Below are 17033 nucleotides of genomic sequence, written 5' to 3' on the forward strand. Positions count from 1 at the left end.
GCGAGCGCAGCGAGCGAGTCGAGAAGCCGGGACCATGCGGCGCGCCGGACACGCCGGAGCGAAGCGGAGGCCAAATTACTCGAAGGCCTCCGGCGAGGGGCAGGCGCAGACCAGGTTGCGGTCGCCGTACGCCTGGTCGATCCGGGCCACCGGCGGCCAGTACTTGTCGGGGTCGATGCCGGTCGGGAACACCGCCACCTCGCGGGAGTACGCGCGGTCCCACTCGCCGACCAGCGCCCGCGAGGTGTGCGGCGCGCCGCGCAGCGGCGAGTTCTCGGGGGTCCACTCCCCCGCGGCGACCTTGGCGATCTCCCCGCGGATCGCGATCATCGCGTCGCAGAACCGGTCGATCTCCGCGAGGTCCTCGGACTCGGTCGGCTCCACCATCAGGGTGCCGGCCACCGGGAACGACATCGTCGGCGCGTGGAACCCGTAGTCGACCAGCCGCTTCGCGACGTCGTCGACGCTGACCCCGGTCTCCTTGGTGAGCCCGCGCAGGTCCAGGATGCACTCGTGGGCGACCAGCCCGCCGTGTCCCTTGTAGAGCACCGGGTAGTGCTCGCCGAGCCGGGCCGCGATGTAGTTGGCCGACAGTACGGCGACCGCGGTCGCCTTGGTAAGGCCCGCGGCACCCATCAGCCGGATGTAGGCCCAGGAGATCGGCAGAATCCCGGCCGAGCCGTACGGCGCGGCGCTGATCGAGCCGATGCCCTCGCGCTTCGCGGCATCCGGGTGCAGCGGGTGCGACGGGAGGTACGGCGCCAGGTGGGCGCGCACCGCCACCGGACCGACGCCCGGGCCGCCACCGCCGTGCGGGATGCAGAACGTCTTGTGCAGGTTGAGGTGCGAGACGTCGCCGCCGAACTCACCCGGCTTGGCGTAGCCGAGCAGCGCGTTCAGGTTGGCGCCATCGACGTACACCTGGCCGCCGTGGTCATGGACGATCTTGCACAGGTCGGTGATGGTGTCCTCGTAGGCGCCGTGCGTGGACGGGTAGGTCACCATGATCGCGGCCAGGTCGTCGGCGTGCGCGTCGCACTGCGCGCGCAGGTCGTCGAGGTCGATCGAGCCGTCCGCGGCCGCCTTCACCACGACCACCCGCATGCCGGCCATCACCGCCGAGGCGGCGTTGGTGCCGTGGGCCGACGACGGGATCAAGCAGACGTCGCGCGCCTCCTCGCCGTTCGCCCGGTGGTAGCCGCGGATCGCGAGCAGCCCGGCCAGCTCGCCCTGGGAGCCGGCGTTCGGCTGGATCGAGACCTGGTCGTAGCCGGTCACCTCGGCCAGCCAGGCCTCGAGCTGCTCGACCAGCTCGCGGTAGCCGGTGGCGTCCTCGGCCGGCGCGAACGGGTGCAGGTCGGCGAAGCCCGGCAGGCTCACCGGCTCCATCTCGGTGGTCGCGTTGAGCTTCATCGTGCAGGAGCCGAGCGGGATCATGCCGCGGTCGAGCGCGTAGTCGCGGGCCGAGAGCTTGCGCAGGTAGCGCAGCATCGCGGTCTCGCTGTGGTGGGCCGAGAACACCTCGTGGGTGAGGTACGACGTGGTCCGGCGCAGCCCGTCCGGGAGCGCGTCGGCGGCGGCCCGGTCGGTGCCGTGCATATCCCCGCTCACGCCGAACGCGCGGAGCACGCTGCTCAGCGTCGAGTGGGTGGTGCACTCCGAGGTGGACACGCCGACCCGGTCCGCGTCGACCAGCCGCAGGTGCAGCCCGAGGCTGCGGGCCTGGGCGACGACGTTGGCCGCCCGGCCCGGCACCGCGACGGTGAGGGTGTCGAAGAACTCGGCGTTCTCGACGCCGAAGCCGGCGTCGGCGAGCACCTTGGCCAGCACCGCGGCATACCGGTGGGTGCGCTGCGCGATCGCCTTCAGGCCCGCCGGGCCGTGGTACACGGCGTACATCGAAGCGACGACGGCGAGCAGCACCTGGGCGGTACAGATGTTGGACGTGGCCTTGTCGCGGCGGATGTGCTGCTCACGGGTCTGCAGCGCGAGCCGGTACGCCGGGCGGCCCTCCGCGTCGACCGACACTCCGACCAGCCGGCCGGGCAGGTGCCGCTCGAGGCCGGCGGCGACGGCCATGTAGCCGGCATGCGGGCCGCCGTAGAAGAGCGGGACGCCGAACCGCTGCGACGAACCAACCGCGACGTCGGCGCCGAGAGTGCCGGGCGACTCCAGCAGGGTGAGCGCGAGCAGGTCGGCGGCGACCACGGCGAGCGCGTTCCGCTCGTGCGCGGCGTCGATCACCTCACGCGGGTCGAAGATCCGGCCCGAGGCGCCGGGGTACTGCACCAGCACGCCGCACAGCTCGCCGGCCGGCAGGCCGTCGGCCAGGTCGGCGACAACGACCTCGATGCCCATGGCGGCGGCTCGGGTGCGGACCACGTCGATGGTCTGCGGCAGCGCGTCGGCGTCCACGACGAAGGGCCCGGACGCCTTGCGGTTGGCGCGCCGTACCAGGGTCATCGCCTCGGCCACGGCGGTGGCCTCGTCGAGCAGCGAGGCGTTGGCGGTCGGCAGCCCGGTGAGGTCACCGATCACGGTCTGGAAGTTCAGCAGCGCCTCCAGCCGGCCCTGCGAGATCTCCGGCTGGTACGGCGTGTACGCGGTGTACCAGCTCGGGTCCTCGAGCACGTTGCGGCGGATCACGGGCGGCGTGATCGTGGCGTGGTAGCCGAGCCCGATCATCGGCTCGGCCAGCCGGTTCGCGGAGGCGAGCTTGCGCAGCTCGCGGGCGGCGGCGTCCTCGCTGACCGCGGCAGGAAGGTTGAGCGCGGCGGCCGATCGGATCCCACCGGGCACGGCGGCCGACATCAGCTCGTCGAGAGTGCCGTAGCCGAGGTGGTTCAGCATCGCGGACACGTCGGTCTCGCTGGGCCCGATGTGCCGGTCGACGAACCGCTGTGCGGCGTCAAGCTCGGAGAGGCTCGGGTGGCTCTGCTGATCAGACTGAAGATCGGTCACTGGGGTGGCTCCTCGAATGGTCGTTCGGGTCGCCTCCCCCTCTGTCAGCCCTGCCGGTCACACGACACGGCCTCCAGAGTTGCCTGACCCGCACGGTCCTGGCGCCTGAGAGGTTCCGGGGAGGATTTGCCCCTTCGGCGCTCCGATCCCGGCTCCAGGCTGCGCTGGAACCGAGCGAAGACTCTCCCGTGCGGGATAAGTCAGCGGGTCAACTCTACAACGGGCGGTGGGAGTTACCCGATCTTGCGCGCGCGACGCGCGGCGAGCTCGTCGGCGGCCGGCTCTGCATCCGCCTGGTCGGCCTTCTCGCTCGGGAGCTCGGCGAGGGTGCCCTCGATCTCGCGCCAGACGCCGCCGATCGCGATGCCGAACACGCCCTGACCGCCCTGCAGCAGGTCGATGACCTCGTCGTTGCTGGTGCACTCGTAGACAGACGCGCCGTCGCTCATCAGCGTGACGCGGGTCAGGTCGTCGGTGCCGCGGTCGCGGAGGTGCTGGACGGCGGTGCGGATCTGCTGCAGCGAGATGCCGGCGTCCAGCAGGCGCTTGATGACCTTGAGGATCAGGATGTCGCGGAAGGAGTAGAGCCGCTGCGAGCCGGACCCGGAGGCGCCGCGCACGGTCGGCTCGACCAGGCCGGTCCGGGCCCAGTAGTCGAGCTGGCGGTAGGTGATGCCGGCAGCGTTGCAGGCGGTAGGCCCTCGGTAGCCGGAGTCGCTGGGCAGCGGTGACACGTCGTCGGTGAACAGAAGACCCTGCTCGTCAGCCTGCACCGCGGCCTCGGCGACCTCTTCGCCGGCCTCCGGCTGACCGTTCTCGTTCACACCCACGTGGAACCCTCCGTCGGATACTCCGTTCAGCGTAACTCCGAGGGGGAAGGTGTCGGGCGACCGGCGTACACGACGAACGGCAACCACAACGTTGGAGTTACAACAGAGACACTCCAAGGTAGGCCGGTCCCTTGACGATGTCCACGCGCCGCGCTGGTGTGTCGCAACCATCAACCTCAAGTAGAGGGTTAGTGCGACTCGAAGTCCTCCGGAGTGACCTGGTCGAGGAACTCGCGGAACTTCTCGACCTCGTCCTCCTGCTCGGCCGGGACGGCCAGACCGGCCTCGTCGAGCACCTCCTCGGCACACATGATCTTGGTGCCGGTCCGCAGCGCCAGCGCGATCGAGTCGGACGGCCGGGCACTGACCTCCACCCCCGAGCCGAACACCAGGTTGGCGTAGAAGACGCCGTCCTTCATGTCGGTGATCTGGACCTCGGTGAGCTCGTTGCCGGTGGCCTCGAGCACGTCGCGCATCAGGTCGTGGGTCAGCGGCCGCGGGGGTACGACGCCCTGCTGGGCGAACGCGATGGCGGTCGCCTCGACCGCGCCGATCCAGATCGGCAGGTAGCGCTCGCCGGACACCTCTCGGAGCAGCACGATCGGCTGGTTCGAGGGCATCTCGACCCGGACTCCGATGACGTCGACTTCGCGCACCTCTTCACCCTACTCCGAGCAAGAACACGGGGTGGCAGGTCGAGTTGAACAACTCGCCCCTCGGTCAGGAACCTCGTAAGCCGATCTTCACCAAGGTGGCATGCAACCGGACCGACAGGGCCGCGATCTCCCCCACCGCGTCCTCGGCACGGGCCTGGGCGGAGGTGTCCCGCCCTCGCTTCAGGGGTGCCACCACCTGCTCGACCAGCCCGACCTCCCGGTCAGCGGCGGTCTTGAAGGCGCGCAGGTGGCGCGGCTCGAAGCCGAAGTCGGCCAGCTCGGAGGCGGTCTTCGCGACCACTAGCGCCTCGCTGTCGTAGTGGCCGGTGTGGCTGCTGCGCACCAGCCCGAAGTTCTCCAGCTGCGCCAGCAGCTCCTCGGACACCTCGGCGGTCTTCAGCAGCTCCTTGCGAGACAGCCGCAGGTCCGACCGGTTGGTGAACGACGACGCACTCGGCAGCCCGTCGCTGGCCAGCGCGACCTTCGGCACCGTCGGCACCACCGACTCGATGGGCGGCGGCTCGAGGCCGCGGTCCATCGCGTCCAGGTGCTGGCCGATCACCTTCAGCGGCAGGTAGTGGTCGCGCTGCATGGTGAGGATGTAGCGGAGCCGCTGAATGTCGGCGGACGAGAACTTCCGGTAGCCCGCCGGCGTTCGCTCCGGCGAGATCAGCCCCTTGTCCTCCAGGAACCGGATCTTCGGGATCGACACACCGGGAAACTCCGAGCGCAGCAGATCCAACACCTGGCCGATGTTCATCCGCGGCCGCGGTGACGCTGCGGGCTGCACGGCTCAGCCGATCTGGCTCGCGTGGCTGGCGAAGAAGACCAGGCGGTACTTGCCGATCTGCACCTCGTCACCCTCCTGGAGGGCCACCTCGTCGATCCGGTCGCGGTTGACGTAGGTGCCGTTGAGGCTGCCGACGTCGCTGACCGTGAAGCCGGTGGCGGTACGCCGGAACTCGGCGTGCCGGCGGGAGACGGTCACGTCGTCGAGGAAGATCTCGCTCTCCGGGTGCCGGCCCGCGGTGACCAGGTCGGTGTCGAGCAGGAACCGCGACCCGGCGCCGGGACCGCGCTGCACGACCAGCAGGGCGTGGCCGGCAGGCAGCGCATCGACGGCCGCGGAGTCGGCCGGGTTGAGGTGCCGGTCGAGCGGCTCGGCCTTCTCCGGGGGTCCGCCGAACGAATGCGTCGCCGTGATCTCGTTCAGCGGCTCACCCTCGGCCGCACCCTCGGAGACCAGGCGATGGCCGCACTGCGAGCAGAACCGAGCATCCTCGGGATTCTGCTTCCCGCAGTTCGTGCAGAACGGCATGTCATCCTCCGCCAGAGTCTCGCGTGGGTAGCGACCTAACCCTCAAGGACAGGTCGAGACTGATGTGCCCGAACCTATCAGCAGGGTGACTCGGATCAAGAAAGTACTGGACGGAACCGAAAGGAACCGGGAGGTTAAGGCCGATCGGGGCTTAGGAGGTCAAGCCGGCTTCGTACGCGGCGGCGTCGAGCAGCGCGTCCACGTCGGCCGGGGTCGTCGGGACCAGCTCGAACAGCCAGCCGCCTTGGTAGGGATCCTGGTTGACCAGCTCGGGCGTCGCGTCGAGCGCCTCGTTGCGGGCGACCACCTTGCCGGCGACGGGCGCGTAGACGTCGTTGACCGACTTGGTCGACTCGAGCTCGCCGCACGCGGCGTTGGCCTCGACCTCTTCACCGACCTCCGGCAGCGCGACGTACACGATGTCGCCTAGGGCGTCCTGCGCGAAGTCCGTGATCCCGATCCGGATCGAGCCCTCGCTGTCGCCAGGAACCCGGATCCACTCGTGCTCCTTGGTGTACTTCAGGTCTTCGGGGTACACGCTTTCCTCCATCGCTTCACAGGTGGTCGGATGCAGGCTACTCCGGCCCGTCCGGGTCCGCGTGCTCGGTGTCACGTTGCTCGACGACGGATTCGATGTCGAGCCGTTCGTGCTCGGTGGAGATCAGCTCGCCACCGTCCTCCTGCACCGAGACCTTCGGCCCGTCGGGGAAGGTCAGTGCGCCTTCGAGCGTGTGCGGCTCGCCGATCACGTCGATGACGTACGGCGCGGTGACCGTCTTGCCGTCGACGATGATCCCGCCGATGCCGTCCTCAAGCGCGGTCTGGGCCACCAGCCGCACCTCGTCGTTGAACTCCATCGCCTCGGCACCGGCGGTGCGCAGCTCCTGAATCGTGTCGAGCAGGATGTCGAGGTCGACGGCGCCGTTCGGGTCGGTGATCGTCACCCGCAGCCCCGGTCCGGTGACCGGCACCGTCCCGGCAAGGATCCGGAGTGCCTCGGCCTGTTCCTGGGCCTGCTCCAGCGCGGCCCGGCTGTTCGAGGTGTCTGCCTGCAGCTCGCGCTTGGACTGCTCCAGGCGCTCGATCTCCGAACGGGTCCGCTGCGACGCGCCGGACAGCGCGCTCAGCACGTCCACGAGGTCCTGCTCGCGCGCGCCGGCATAGCTGTCGTCCTGCTCGTTGGACCGCACCTGGGTGACGGCGGCGAAGCCCACCACCGCGAGCAGCACGCCAACGCCGAGCTGGGACCTGGACGGCTTCACCAGCGCCTGGACGAGCCGGCGGCGGCCGGTCAGACCGTCCTCCTTCGGCGTCGCCGTAGCGGGCGCCTCACCGACCTCGAGCACCTCGGCCTCGGATGCCTTAGCAACGGGTTCCGGCTCGGGTTCCGGCTCGGGTTCGGGCTCGGGTTCAGGTTCCGGTTCGGGCTCGGGCTCCGGTTCGGGTTCAGGTTCCGGTTCGGGCTCGGGCTCCGGTTCGGGCTCGGGCTCGGGCTCAGGTTCGGGCTCCGGTTCCGGTTCGGGCTCCGGTTCCGGCTCGGGCTCCGGTTCCGGCTCCGGCTCCGGTTCCGGCTCCGGCCCCGGTTCGGGCTCGGGCTCCGGTTCGGGCTCCGGTTCGGGCTCCGGTTCCGGCTCCGGCTCCGGCTCGGGCTCAGATTCCGGCTCGGGCTCCGGCTCCGGCTCCGGCTCCGGCTCCGGCTCAGGTTCCGGCTCAGCTTCCGGCTCAGCTTCCGGCTCCGGTTCGGGCTCCGGCTCGGGCTCCGGCTCCGGCTCGGGCTCCGGTTCGGGCTCCGGCTCAGGTTCCGGCTCGGGCTTGGCGCCCTTGACCGGCTCGGTGGCGGTCTCCACAGCTTCCCCGGGGACGACCTCGACCTCGGTCGTCGAGTCCTCCGCCTCGTCAGACTCGACGTCCTCCGGAGCAACGGTCGGCGTCGGGCGGGACCAGCGAGCGACGGCGTTCTCTGTCTCGACCGGCAGGTCGGAGGCAACGTCGCTGTCCGATGAGGCGGCGGCCCCGTCGGTCTTCGGCTTCGGCGTCGCCTTGGACGCCCGCTTCGACCTACGCATTGAACAGGTGCCGGCGAATCGCGGCGACGTTGCTGAAGATCCGGATCCCGAGGACGACGATGACGCCTGTCGACAGCTGCCCACCGACGCCGAGCTTGTCGCCCAGGTAGACGATGGCGGCCGCGATGATCACGTTGCTGAGGAACGACACCATGAAGACCTTGTCGTCGAAGATCCCGTCCAGATAGGCGCGCAGCGCGCCGAAGACCGCGTCGAGTGCGGCCACCACCGCAATGGGAAGGTAGGGCTCGAATCCCTGTGGCACCTCAGGCTGAAGGATCAACCCGAGAATGATTCCCCCCAGCAGCCCGATTGCTGCAATCACGGTGCGACCTCCTGTTGTGGCTTGTTTCCGTCTGTCCCGAGAGCCACGGCTGAACGCAGCGTAGTCAACGACTCGCCGGGCACCCGCAACTCGTCCTCGTTCTCCATGCTGAACACGAAGCCGAGCTGCGCCGCCCAGACGCTCCACTGCTGGCCGTGCGTGCTCTGCGCGAACCGCGCCTGCATCGTCTGCTTGTCGCCGATCGCCAGGATTGTGTACGGCGGCGTCAGCGGCCGGCTGTTGACCACGATCGCGCGGGACGAGTTGCCGATCGCCGACAACACCGTCAGCCGCTCCCCATTGATCGAGATCGCCTCTGCCCCAGCATTCCACAGCCCGTCGACCAGGATCGCGAGGTCCTCGGCCTGCACCGACTCCCGAAGGGTTCCGTTCGGTGCGTCGTCGACCTCGACTCGCACCCCCGGGCCGCGCACCGCGACGTACCCGGTCAGGGCCTTCAGCCGGAGCACCTCGTCGGACGCGGTCTGCTCGCGCTGCTCGGCATCGGAAGCGCGCTCCTCGAGCGCGGTCGTCTCGTCGAGCAGGTCGCCGCGCTTGTCCTGCTGTACGTCGAGGTCGTCGCGGCGGTCGTTGATCTGGGAGATCAGGCTGGCCCGGTCGTCGGCGGTCGCCTCGGCCTGCCGGGAGGTCTGGGCGGCGGCGGTCATCACCAAGATCGCGATCACGGCCGCCACGATCGCGGTCATGACCTTCGTGCTTCCCGACCCCGTGGTGCCGCCACCGTTGCGAGCTGCGGCCAGCTGGTAGTCCTTGTCCAGCGACTCCTCGGTGATCCGCTCAAGCAGCGGCCGGGTGACGTGCTCGGGCAGGTCGCTGTCCATGCCGGGACGGGCAGACGTCATGAGTGGGCCGCCCTTCGGTCGGTGTCGGCGAGGAGCTTTCGGACCTGCCACGCATACAGCAGTCCTGCCCACCAGTACAGCCCGATCCCCCAGAACGCGAACGCCCAGCCGAAGACCTTGGCCAGGGTCGCGACCACGCCCTCGCCGTCACCGAGCAGCAGCAGCGGGAATGCGTAGAGGAGGTTGAAGGTCGCAGCCTTGCCGAGGAAGTGCACCGGGAGAGCGCTGTAGCCGCGCATCCGCAGGAACGGCACCAAGCCCCATAGGAAGAGGTCGCGCAGCGGCAGCACCACCGCCACCCACCACGGGATGATGTCGCGCAGCGCGAGGCCGACGACCACGGCGAGGATGTACAGCCGGTCGGCCACCGGGTCGAGGATCTCCCCGAGGTTCGAGCGCTGGTCGAGCTTGCGGGCCAGGTAGCCGTCCAGGAAGTCGGTGATCCCGGCGACCATCAGCAGCCCGAGCGCCCAGGCGTCCTCCTCCGGCCCCAGCACCAGCCACAGGAACACGGGCACACCAGCAAGCCTCACCATGCTGATGAGGTTCGGCACCGTCCACACGCGCTGCGTGCGCTCGGAGTGGTCGGGCACAGTCACTTCCTGCTTGTTCGGTGTCGTCGGTGGGGCTGTTCGGCAGCTACTTGGTGGTGCACACGATAACCGGCCTTCGGCCCGGGAGAGGCATGGACCACCCAGCTGTACCTAGCCAGGGTGGGCCGCGTCGCGGATCTCGCCGACCAGCTCCTCGAGGACGTCCTCCAGGGTGGCGAGCCCGAGGAGATCACCGTCGTCGTCGACGACCCGGGCCAGGTGGGCCCCGCGGCGCTGCAGCGTCTCGAGTGCGTCGTGCAGCGCGTCGCCGGCGCGGACACCGGCGAACGGCCGCACCCACTTGTCGTTGATCACCCGGTTGCGGCGGCCCTCGTCGGTCTCCAGCACGTCCTTGATGTGCAGGTAGCCGAGCAGCTCGCCGTCCTCGGCGGCGACCGGGAACCGGCTGAAGCCCGTGGCCGCGCACAGCTCCTCGACGTCGGCGCCGCTCGAGCCGCGGCGTACCGTCGCCAGGCTGTCGAGCGGCATCAGCACCGACGCGACCGTCTTCTCGGTGAACCCGAGCGCACCCGCGAGCCGCGAGTACTCGTCGGCCGCAAGGAGACCTTCGCCGCGCGACTGCTCTACCAGCGCGGCCACCTCCTCGCGGGTGTACGCCGAGCTCACCTCGTCCTTCGGCTCGACCCGCAACAGCCGCAGCGTCGCGTTCGCGATCGCGTTGAGGACGACGACCAGCGGGCGCAGCATCGTCACCATCGCGACCATCGGCGGGCCGAGGGTCAGCGCGGCCCGCTCGGGACCGGCCAGGGCGATGTTCTTCGGCACCATCTCGCCCAGCACGACGTGGAGGTACACCACGATCGCCAGCGCCACCACGAACGCGACCGGGTGCAGCATCGCGTCGGGCAGGTGCGCGGCATGGAAGACCGGCTCGAGCAGGTGCGCCACCGCTGGCTCCCCCACTGCACCGAGACCGAGCGAGCAGATCGTGATCCCCAGCTGCGCGCCGGCCATCACCAGCGAGACGTTCTCCATCGCCCACAGCGTGGTGCGGGCCATCGACGAGCCCGCCTGCGCGCGGGGCTCGATCTGGCTGCGCCGGGCCGAGATCAGCGCGAACTCGGCGCCGACGAAGAACGCGTTCAGGACGAGCAGGGTGACGGCGATGATGAGGGCGGTCGTAGTGCTCATGACTCCGCCTCGTCGACCCGCACCTGCAGCCCGACCCGGTCCACCCGGCGGCCGTCCATGTGCTCGACGGTGAGTACGGCGGTGCGCGGCGTCGGCTCGTCGTCCTCGATGTCCACGGTCAGCGGGAGCTGGATCTCGACGACGTCGCCGGCGACCGGGATCCGGCCGAGCTCGCGCACCACCAGCCCGGCGATGGTGTCGTAGTCCTCGTGGTCGGGCAGCGTCACCTCGGTCATGTCCTCGACCTCGTCGGGCCGCAGCAGACCGGACAGCGACCAGCTGCCGTCGCGCCGGTGCCGCGCCCGGGCACCGAGCGGGTCGTGCTCGTCGGAGATGTCGCCGACGATCTCCTCGACCACGTCCTCGAGGGTCACGATGCCCGCGTGACCGCCGTACTCGTCGAGCACGACCGCCATCTGGAAGCCGTCGTCGCGCAGCAGTTCCAGCAGCGGGTCCAGCCGCAGCGAGTCCGGCACCTCGATCGGCGCGACCATGATGTGCTTGACCTTCGTGGTGGCGCGTTCGCGCATAGGCAGCGCGACCGCGTGCTTGACGTGGATGGTGCCGACCACGCTGTCGTCGGCGGCCAGCACCGGGAAGCGGGAGTGGCCCGTGCCCTGCGCCAGCTCGATGACCGCGCTGGCCCGGTCGTTGGTCTCCAGCGTGTGGGTGCGCACCCGTGGGGTCATGATCTCGCCGGCGGTCCGGGTGCCGAACTGCACCGACCGCTCCATCAGCTCGGCGGTCTCCTGGTCCAGCGTCCCCTGGTCTGCGGACCGCTGGATCAGCGACGCCAGCTCGGCCGAGCTGCGGGCCGACCGCAGCTCCTCCTGAGGCTCGATCCCGAACCGGCGCACCAACGCGTTCGCCGAGCCGTTGAGAAGCCGGATCGGCCAGGCGTTCGCGGTCGTGAAGCCGCGCTGGAAGCCCTGGGTCGCCTTGGCGGTCTGCATCGGGCGCGCGATCGCGAGGTTCTTGGGGACGAGCTCCCCGAAGATCATCGTCAGCGCCGTGCTGAGCGCCAGCGCGATCCCGATCGCCACCGGATGTACGGCGCTCGACGGCATGCCTGCCGCCTCGAGCGGACCGTCCACGAGTCGGGCGATCGCCGGCTCGGACAGGAAGCCGATGGCCAGATTGGTGACCGTGATCCCGACCTGGGCGCCGGAGAGCTGGGTCGAGAGGCTGCGCAGGGCACGCTGTACGCCGCGGGCGCGGGCGTCGCCCTGCGCGGCCTCGCGGTCGACGGCACCGCGGTCGACGGTGACGAAGGCGAACTCAGCGGCGACGAAGAGACCGCATGCGAGCACAAGTAGAAGTGAGATCCCGAGAAGGATCCATTCGGTCATTGGCGCTCTCCATCAGAGAGCGTGGGACTTTGAGGGCCGTCCATGGGGCTGCGGGTTGTTGTCTTTCAATCGGCGGCGGAACGTGTTCACTCTAGCGGGTGACAACGGGAGAGTTGCCCCCACGCACGCCGCCGGCCCAGGTCCGGTAGTCGTCGGCCGCCTCTTCTGGGGTCGCGCGCAGCGACGGCGGGAGTACGGCCGTGCGGCAGGCCGCGCCCTGGCAGTCCTTGACCTGCCACCAGACCTTGGTCAGCGCGGCCCGCACGTCGGCGTACTGCTTGACCCGGAAGAGGTTGGTCAGCTGGCTGGGATCTGTGCGCAGGTCGTAGAGCTCGCCGGCGCCGTTGGCGTAGCGGATCATCGACCAGCGGCTGGTGCGGATGCCGATCGAGCCGCGCTCGTCGAAGCCGGGCTCGCTGGGTGTCATGAAGCGCAGGAGTGCCTCGTTCAGCACCGGCCGGTCCCAGCCCTGGTCGCCGTGGTCCAACGACGGCACCACGCTCACGCCGTCGGGCGCCGCCGGCGGGTCGGCTGCCGCACCGGCAAGGTCGAGCAGGGTCGCGGTGATGTCCACGGTGGTGATCGGGTCGAACCGCTGCTCCCCGCTCGGGACGCCCGGCCCGACCATCAGGAACGGCACCCGCAGCGACGGTTCGTGAGCCGTGGTCTTGCCCTGCCGGATCCGGTGCTCGCCGAGGAAGTAGCCGTTGTCGGAGGTGAACATCAAGATCGTGTCGCGCCACTCCCCCGTCTGCTTCAGCCGCTGCACCAGCCGGCCGATCTGGAGGTCCATGACGTAGATCGCCTCGGCCCGCTGACGGGTCACCTCGACCAGCGCGGCGCGTTCGGCCGCGGTGAGCTCCGGCCGGGTCTGGAGGTAGCCGGGCTTGTCGGTGGCGTCGGCCTCGGTCTCGCCGGACGGCAGGACGCCCGGTGCGTGCCGGATGAGGTGGTCAAAGCGGCCCTTCACCCAGTCCGGGCGAGCGGTGGTCGGGAACTCCTGCCAGCTGCCGTCGGCCCGCTGGACCGGGTGCGGGTCGTCGGCCTCGTCCGGGTCGCCGTGGTGGGGCGCGACGAAGGAGAGGTACAGGAAGAACGGCTTCCGCCCGGCGTACTTGCCGACCAGCTCGCGGCCGAACCGGCCGAGGGTGTCGGTCTGGTACTCGCCGTGGAAGCGGGCGCCGGTCGGCACGCCGTTGATGTTGTAGGCGGTCTTGAAGAAGTTGTAGGGTGTCGCCCTCGGGGTACGGCGCACCCGGCCACTCGACCGCGCCGTACCAGTCGGTCCAGCCGTTCGGGACGTAGGTGTACGACGGCTCGCCGGTCACCCGCGAGTTCTGGGCGCCGTACCCGTTGAGGTACTTCCCGACGAAGCCGGTGCGGTACCCGGCGCGCGCCAGCGACCCGGCGAGGGTGCTGGAGTCGTCGAAGGAGGCGAAGCCGTACGGCGGCTCGTGGGTGAGCACCTTGTGGTTGTGGGCGTACTGCCCCGTGAAGTACGTCGCGCGCGCCGGGCAGCACAGCGGATAGTTGGCGAACGAGTTCTCGAACGAGACGCCGCGCTCCTGGATCAGCCGCCGGACGTTCGGCGCGAACCGCAGGTCGTCCCAGCGCATGTCGTCGGCGATCACGTACACGAGGTTCGGCTTGCCGCGCCGCTTCGGCTCGCTCCCCCGGTCGATCGCCGGCGGGTCCATCTGCGGCGGGACTCGTGCCGCTACCGGCTCCCGCACCTCGGCTGACTGCGGACTCTGGTCCCGAGGAACCAGTACGAGTCCGATCACGAGCGCGAGTGGCACGGCCGCCATGAGCAGCAGGAGTCTGCGCAAGGTGAAGGTCCCCCGTTCGGATATATATGTAAGCAAGTGCACTTACACACTACCGCCTCCCTCCCCGCTGTTGGGAGGCGTACACAGAGTTGACGCCGCGGATGCCCAGTAGGTTGCCTGAATCAGGTCACGATCCGGCCAATCATCAGCGCGCGGCCAAAAAATCGAGGTGCCGTGGATGCAGTGTCGTCCCTAGCGTCAGCAGCATGCGTGCACCCGATCCCGCCTTCGCGGACCCGCGCCTGGCCGTCCTCTACGACGTCTTCGACGGCGACCGCTCCGATCTCGACGCGTACGTGGCGATCGCAGAGGAGCTGGCGGCCGACACCGTCGTCGATGTTGGATGCGGGACCGGTTCGCTGGCAGTTCGTCTCGCCGGACTGGGCAAGACCGTCGTCGGCGTAGATCCGGCCGGCGCCTCACTGGAGGTGGCGCGCGCGAAGCCGAACGCGGACGGGGTGAGGTGGGTTCACGGTGATGCCACCGACCTCGTGGCCCTGGGACTCGGCGCGGACCTCGCCGTCATGACCGGCAACGTCGCCCAGGTCTTCGTCAGCGACGAGGACTGGACGCTCACCCTGAGCGCGGTTCGCGACTGCCTGCGCCCCGGTGGCTGGTTCGTGTTCGAGACCCGCCGCCCCGAGGCACGAGACTGGGAGCACTGGGACGTCGCACCGACGGTGGTCACCACGCCGGGCGGCGCGGCCGTGACGGTCTCGAGGACCGTCACCGAGGTCGCCTTGCCGTTGGTGACGTTCGAGTCGACGACGACACTGGGTGGCATCGTGGTGCCGTCGATCTCGACGTTGCGCTTCCGTGACGAGATGGAAGTGCGGCACGACCTAGGCACCCACGACTTTGACGTGGTCGAGGTGCGAGACGCTCCGGACCGGCCGGGCAAGGAGTTCGTCTTCCTCACCCGCCGCAGGTGAGCTGGCAGCCGCCACGCGGCATGTCCAATGGGTGGCTAAGGGCATCCTAAACCTTCCGATTTGTCCCTTTGCGCTTCTACCCTGGTGAGTGTCGGAAGTCAGCTCGCCACGGAAGGGATCACCTCATGCGTCGCATCGCCGTAACCCTCGCTCTGGCCACACTGCTCCTCCTCGTCTCGACCCCCGCTCACGCGTTCGCCCACGACAAGGTCAGCAACCCCTGGCTGCATATGCTCCTCGACGCCGCGAGCCTCGCCGTGGTCGCCGCGCCGCTGTTCACCGTCCTGCTCTGGGGACGTGAGAACCGCGGGCTGATGCTGGCCCTGATGGCGGTGGTGCAGCTCCCGGTCGCGATCGTCGCGTTCAACCCGCTCCCGGACCCGGCCGCTCACGCAGCGACCATGGTCGGTGCCCTGCTCGTGACGATGGCGGCGATCCTCACGGTCCGCCTGACCGCCTCGCCGGGTGCAGCCAGGCGGACCGCCTAGGAAGTCCGCAGGGCCGTAATGTCGGGGCAGCCCGGGCGCGGACGGTCCCAGATGCCGTCCGCGCGGCGTACTGCATTGAACCGGCAGTGCTCTTCGCCGACGTACCCCCACGCCATGAAGACCTCTCGGCCGGCGAGGGCGTACACGCCGACCGACTCGTCGCTTCGACGGTAGAACGTGCCGCGCAGTCCGGGCACGGGCTCGCCCTCGAAGTCGACGTCGTCGATCACCTTGTGCAGCCGGAACTGTCGGAGGTCGGGAAGGCTCGCAGACACGAACGACGCAACGAACGACGACCACGAAGGCAACGGTCGCGCGCCGGGCGAAATGGGATCAACCGGGCAGGACCGCGAGCTGCGCGCGCGTCGGCTGGTACGGCGTCTCGCGCAGTCGCATGCCGGCTTCGGCCGGCGTCCGATTGCCCTTCTTGCCGTTGCAGTCCGAACACGCCGCGACGGTGTTCTGCCAGGTCCAGCCGCCGCCGCGGGACTGCGGCACGATGTGGTCGATGGTCTTGGCCTGGCTGCCGCAGTAGCCGCAGCGGTGCCGGTCGCGACGCAGCACGCCGGCCCGGGAGTAGCCCGCCGGGCGGTACATCCAGTGGGTCTTGATGTAGCGAACCAGGCGCACGGCCTTCGGCCACTGGTGCGGGCCGATCATCCGGTCGCCGAGCTGCTCGTGCACCACGGCCACCTCACGGAAGAGCATCTTGACCGCGTGCTTGAACGAAACTCGTCCGAGCGGCTCGAAGGAGGCGTTGTAGAGCGTCACGTGCGTCGGAGCCACGATCAACACCTCCTCTCATCCACCATTGTGCCGGGTCGCAGCCCTGCATTCCGTCTGGATACGGGATGCAGGCTATTAGCGTTGTCTTCTTTCAGGAAGCACGCGAGAAAACGGTAGGCGACCTTACGGCGTCGGTCACCCGAGTTTTCCGTTCGCGAACTCGGCGGCCGTTTGCCCTTGCCTGTCAGGCTTTTCGGCATGCCGGCCATCCGACTCCCCCGCACGCGGTGGGCGCGCGCCCTGGTTGCCGCCGCGCTGCTCGGGACGGCGCTGACGATCGCGCCGTACACCTGGGTGCAGGCCGCCGGCGACGACCACACGACAGACGACGTGCCCAGCGCGCCGGTCGCGATCGTGCTCGGCGCCGGCATCTACCCGGACGGCACGCCGCAGCCCTACCTGCGGGTGCGGCTGGAGGCGGCCAAGGATCTGTACGACGCCGGCAAGGTCGACGCGATCCTGGTCTCGGGCGACCACGGCACTCACGAGCACGACGAGGTGGCGGCGATGACCGGCTGGCTCACCGACCGCGGCGTACCGGCCGACAAGGTGGTCGGCGACCACGCCGGCTTCGACACCAACGACTCCTGCATCCGGGCGGCCAGGATCTTCGGCGTCGACGAGGCGATCGTCATCACCCAGGACTTCGCGCTGGCCCGGGCCGTGTTCCTGTGCGAGCACGCCGGGATCACGACGTACGGCGTCGGCGTGCCGGCCACCGACCGCAAGGACCGCGCGTACCGGATCCGGGAGGTGCCGGCGGCGCTCAAGGCGTCCTTCGACGTGATGGTCGGCAGCGACCCGAAGTACCTCGGCCGCTACGAGCGGTCCCTGGATGAGGCGCTCGCCGCGGACTAGCCGGGTGCCGACGTTCCCGGTCGTGGT

18 protein-coding genes, 1 pseudogene and 1 riboswitch are annotated in these 17033 nt (G+C 69.7%); of the genes and pseudogenes, 3 read left to right on the forward strand and 16 right to left on the reverse strand.

Features of this window, described 5'->3' with window-relative positions; genetic code table 11:
- Positions 1-75: 75 nt before the first annotated feature.
- From gcvP to DDV73_RS29660, 14 genes and pseudogenes are all read right to left on the reverse strand, one after another.
- The gene (gene gcvP, locus DDV73_RS02760) at positions 76-2961 is read right to left on the reverse strand and encodes an aminomethyl-transferring glycine dehydrogenase (protein ID WP_109505716.1); all 2886 of its coding nucleotides are present in this window, start codon (positions 2959-2961) and stop codon (positions 76-78) included.
- An 83-nt stretch (positions 2962-3044) separates the two neighbouring features.
- A riboswitch (glycine riboswitch) is annotated at positions 3045-3160 on the reverse strand.
- Positions 3161-3194: 34 nt separating this feature from the next.
- A complete protein-coding gene (locus DDV73_RS02765) occupies positions 3195-3734 on the reverse strand; it encodes a MerR family transcriptional regulator (RefSeq protein ID WP_476703539.1) in 540 nt (179 codons plus the stop codon).
- Between the two features lie 245 nt (positions 3735-3979).
- The gene (locus DDV73_RS02770; RefSeq protein WP_109505718.1) at positions 3980-4447 is read right to left on the reverse strand and encodes a bifunctional nuclease family protein; all 468 of its coding nucleotides are present in this window, start codon (positions 4445-4447) and stop codon (positions 3980-3982) included.
- Between the two features lie 64 nt (positions 4448-4511).
- On the reverse strand, positions 4512-5237 hold the full coding sequence (gene ftsR / locus DDV73_RS02775; RefSeq protein WP_338066374.1) for a transcriptional regulator FtsR: 726 nt from the start codon (positions 5235-5237) through the stop codon (positions 4512-4514).
- A 3-nt stretch (positions 5238-5240) separates the two neighbouring features.
- A complete protein-coding gene (locus DDV73_RS02780) occupies positions 5241-5765 on the reverse strand; it encodes an FHA domain-containing protein (protein ID WP_109505720.1) in 525 nt (174 codons plus the stop codon).
- A gap of 151 nt (positions 5766-5916) precedes the next feature.
- Complete coding sequence (gene gcvH / locus DDV73_RS02785) at positions 5917-6303, reverse strand: glycine cleavage system protein GcvH (RefSeq protein WP_338066375.1); 387 nt, start codon at positions 6301-6303, stop codon at positions 5917-5919.
- A 37-nt stretch (positions 6304-6340) separates the two neighbouring features.
- Positions 6341-7831, reverse strand: a complete 1491-nt coding sequence (locus DDV73_RS28600; RefSeq protein WP_206050669.1) for a DUF881 domain-containing protein — start codon at positions 7829-7831, stop codon at positions 6341-6343.
- Entirely contained in the window at positions 7824-8156 is a 333-nt protein-coding gene (locus tag DDV73_RS02800) for a small basic family protein (RefSeq protein ID WP_109505722.1), read from the reverse strand. The genes DDV73_RS28600 and DDV73_RS02800 overlap by 8 nt, the downstream gene beginning before the upstream one ends.
- Positions 8153-9019 carry a DUF881 domain-containing protein gene (locus DDV73_RS02805; RefSeq protein WP_109505723.1) on the reverse strand — a complete coding sequence of 289 codons (867 nt, stop codon included), beginning with the start codon at positions 9017-9019 and terminating at the stop codon, positions 8153-8155. Before DDV73_RS02805 ends, DDV73_RS02800 begins: the two co-directional genes overlap by 4 nt.
- Positions 9016-9612, reverse strand: coding sequence for a cardiolipin synthase ClsA (gene clsA / locus DDV73_RS02810; protein ID WP_109505724.1), 597 nt, complete (start codon positions 9610-9612; stop codon positions 9016-9018). Before clsA ends, DDV73_RS02805 begins: the two co-directional genes overlap by 4 nt.
- A gap of 111 nt (positions 9613-9723) precedes the next feature.
- On the reverse strand, positions 9724-10764 hold the full coding sequence (locus DDV73_RS02815) for a hemolysin family protein (RefSeq protein ID WP_109505725.1): 1041 nt from the start codon (positions 10762-10764) through the stop codon (positions 9724-9726).
- Complete coding sequence (locus tag DDV73_RS02820; RefSeq protein WP_109505726.1) at positions 10761-12113, reverse strand: hemolysin family protein; 1353 nt, start codon at positions 12111-12113, stop codon at positions 10761-10763. Before DDV73_RS02820 ends, DDV73_RS02815 begins: the two co-directional genes overlap by 4 nt.
- Positions 12114-12204: 91 nt before the next feature.
- Entirely contained in the window at positions 12205-13368 is a 1164-nt protein-coding gene (locus DDV73_RS29435; protein WP_109505727.1) for a sulfatase family protein, read from the reverse strand.
- Between the two features lie 127 nt (positions 13369-13495).
- Positions 13496-13921 (reverse strand): annotated as a pseudogene (locus tag DDV73_RS29660) (sulfatase-like hydrolase/transferase); the annotation flags it as partial.
- A 227-nt stretch (positions 13922-14148) separates the two neighbouring features.
- Here DDV73_RS29660 and DDV73_RS02835 point away from each other — a divergent pair.
- Positions 14149-14874 carry a class I SAM-dependent DNA methyltransferase gene (locus DDV73_RS02835; RefSeq protein ID WP_109505729.1) on the forward strand — a complete coding sequence of 242 codons (726 nt, stop codon included), beginning with the start codon at positions 14149-14151 and terminating at the stop codon, positions 14872-14874.
- A 125-nt stretch (positions 14875-14999) separates the two neighbouring features.
- The gene (locus DDV73_RS02840) at positions 15000-15362 is read left to right on the forward strand and encodes a hypothetical protein (RefSeq protein ID WP_109505730.1); all 363 of its coding nucleotides are present in this window, start codon (positions 15000-15002) and stop codon (positions 15360-15362) included.
- Here DDV73_RS02840 and DDV73_RS02845 read toward each other — a convergent pair.
- Both DDV73_RS02845 and DDV73_RS02850 read right to left on the reverse strand, forming a co-directional pair.
- Positions 15359-15637: a hypothetical protein gene (locus DDV73_RS02845; RefSeq protein WP_154402583.1), complete on the reverse strand. Its 279-nt coding sequence runs from the start codon at positions 15635-15637 to the stop codon at positions 15359-15361. The two genes, DDV73_RS02840 and DDV73_RS02845, sit on opposite strands and share 4 nt — an antisense overlap.
- Positions 15638-15695: 58 nt before the next feature.
- Positions 15696-16148, reverse strand: coding sequence for an HNH endonuclease (locus DDV73_RS02850; RefSeq protein ID WP_206050670.1), 453 nt, complete (start codon positions 16146-16148; stop codon positions 15696-15698).
- Between the two features lie 198 nt (positions 16149-16346).
- Here DDV73_RS02850 and DDV73_RS02855 point away from each other — a divergent pair, with 198 nt between their 5' ends.
- Positions 16347-17006 (forward strand): SanA/YdcF family protein, encoded by a 660-nt coding sequence (locus DDV73_RS02855; RefSeq protein WP_109505732.1) that lies wholly within the window; start codon positions 16347-16349, stop codon positions 17004-17006.
- The last annotated feature ends 27 nt before the right edge of the window (positions 17007-17033 follow it).

Origin of the sequence: Nocardioides speluncae, from assembly GCF_003121585.1 — a bacterium.
In the GTDB taxonomy this organism is placed as follows: domain Bacteria; phylum Actinomycetota; class Actinomycetes; order Propionibacteriales; family Nocardioidaceae; genus Nocardioides; species Nocardioides speluncae.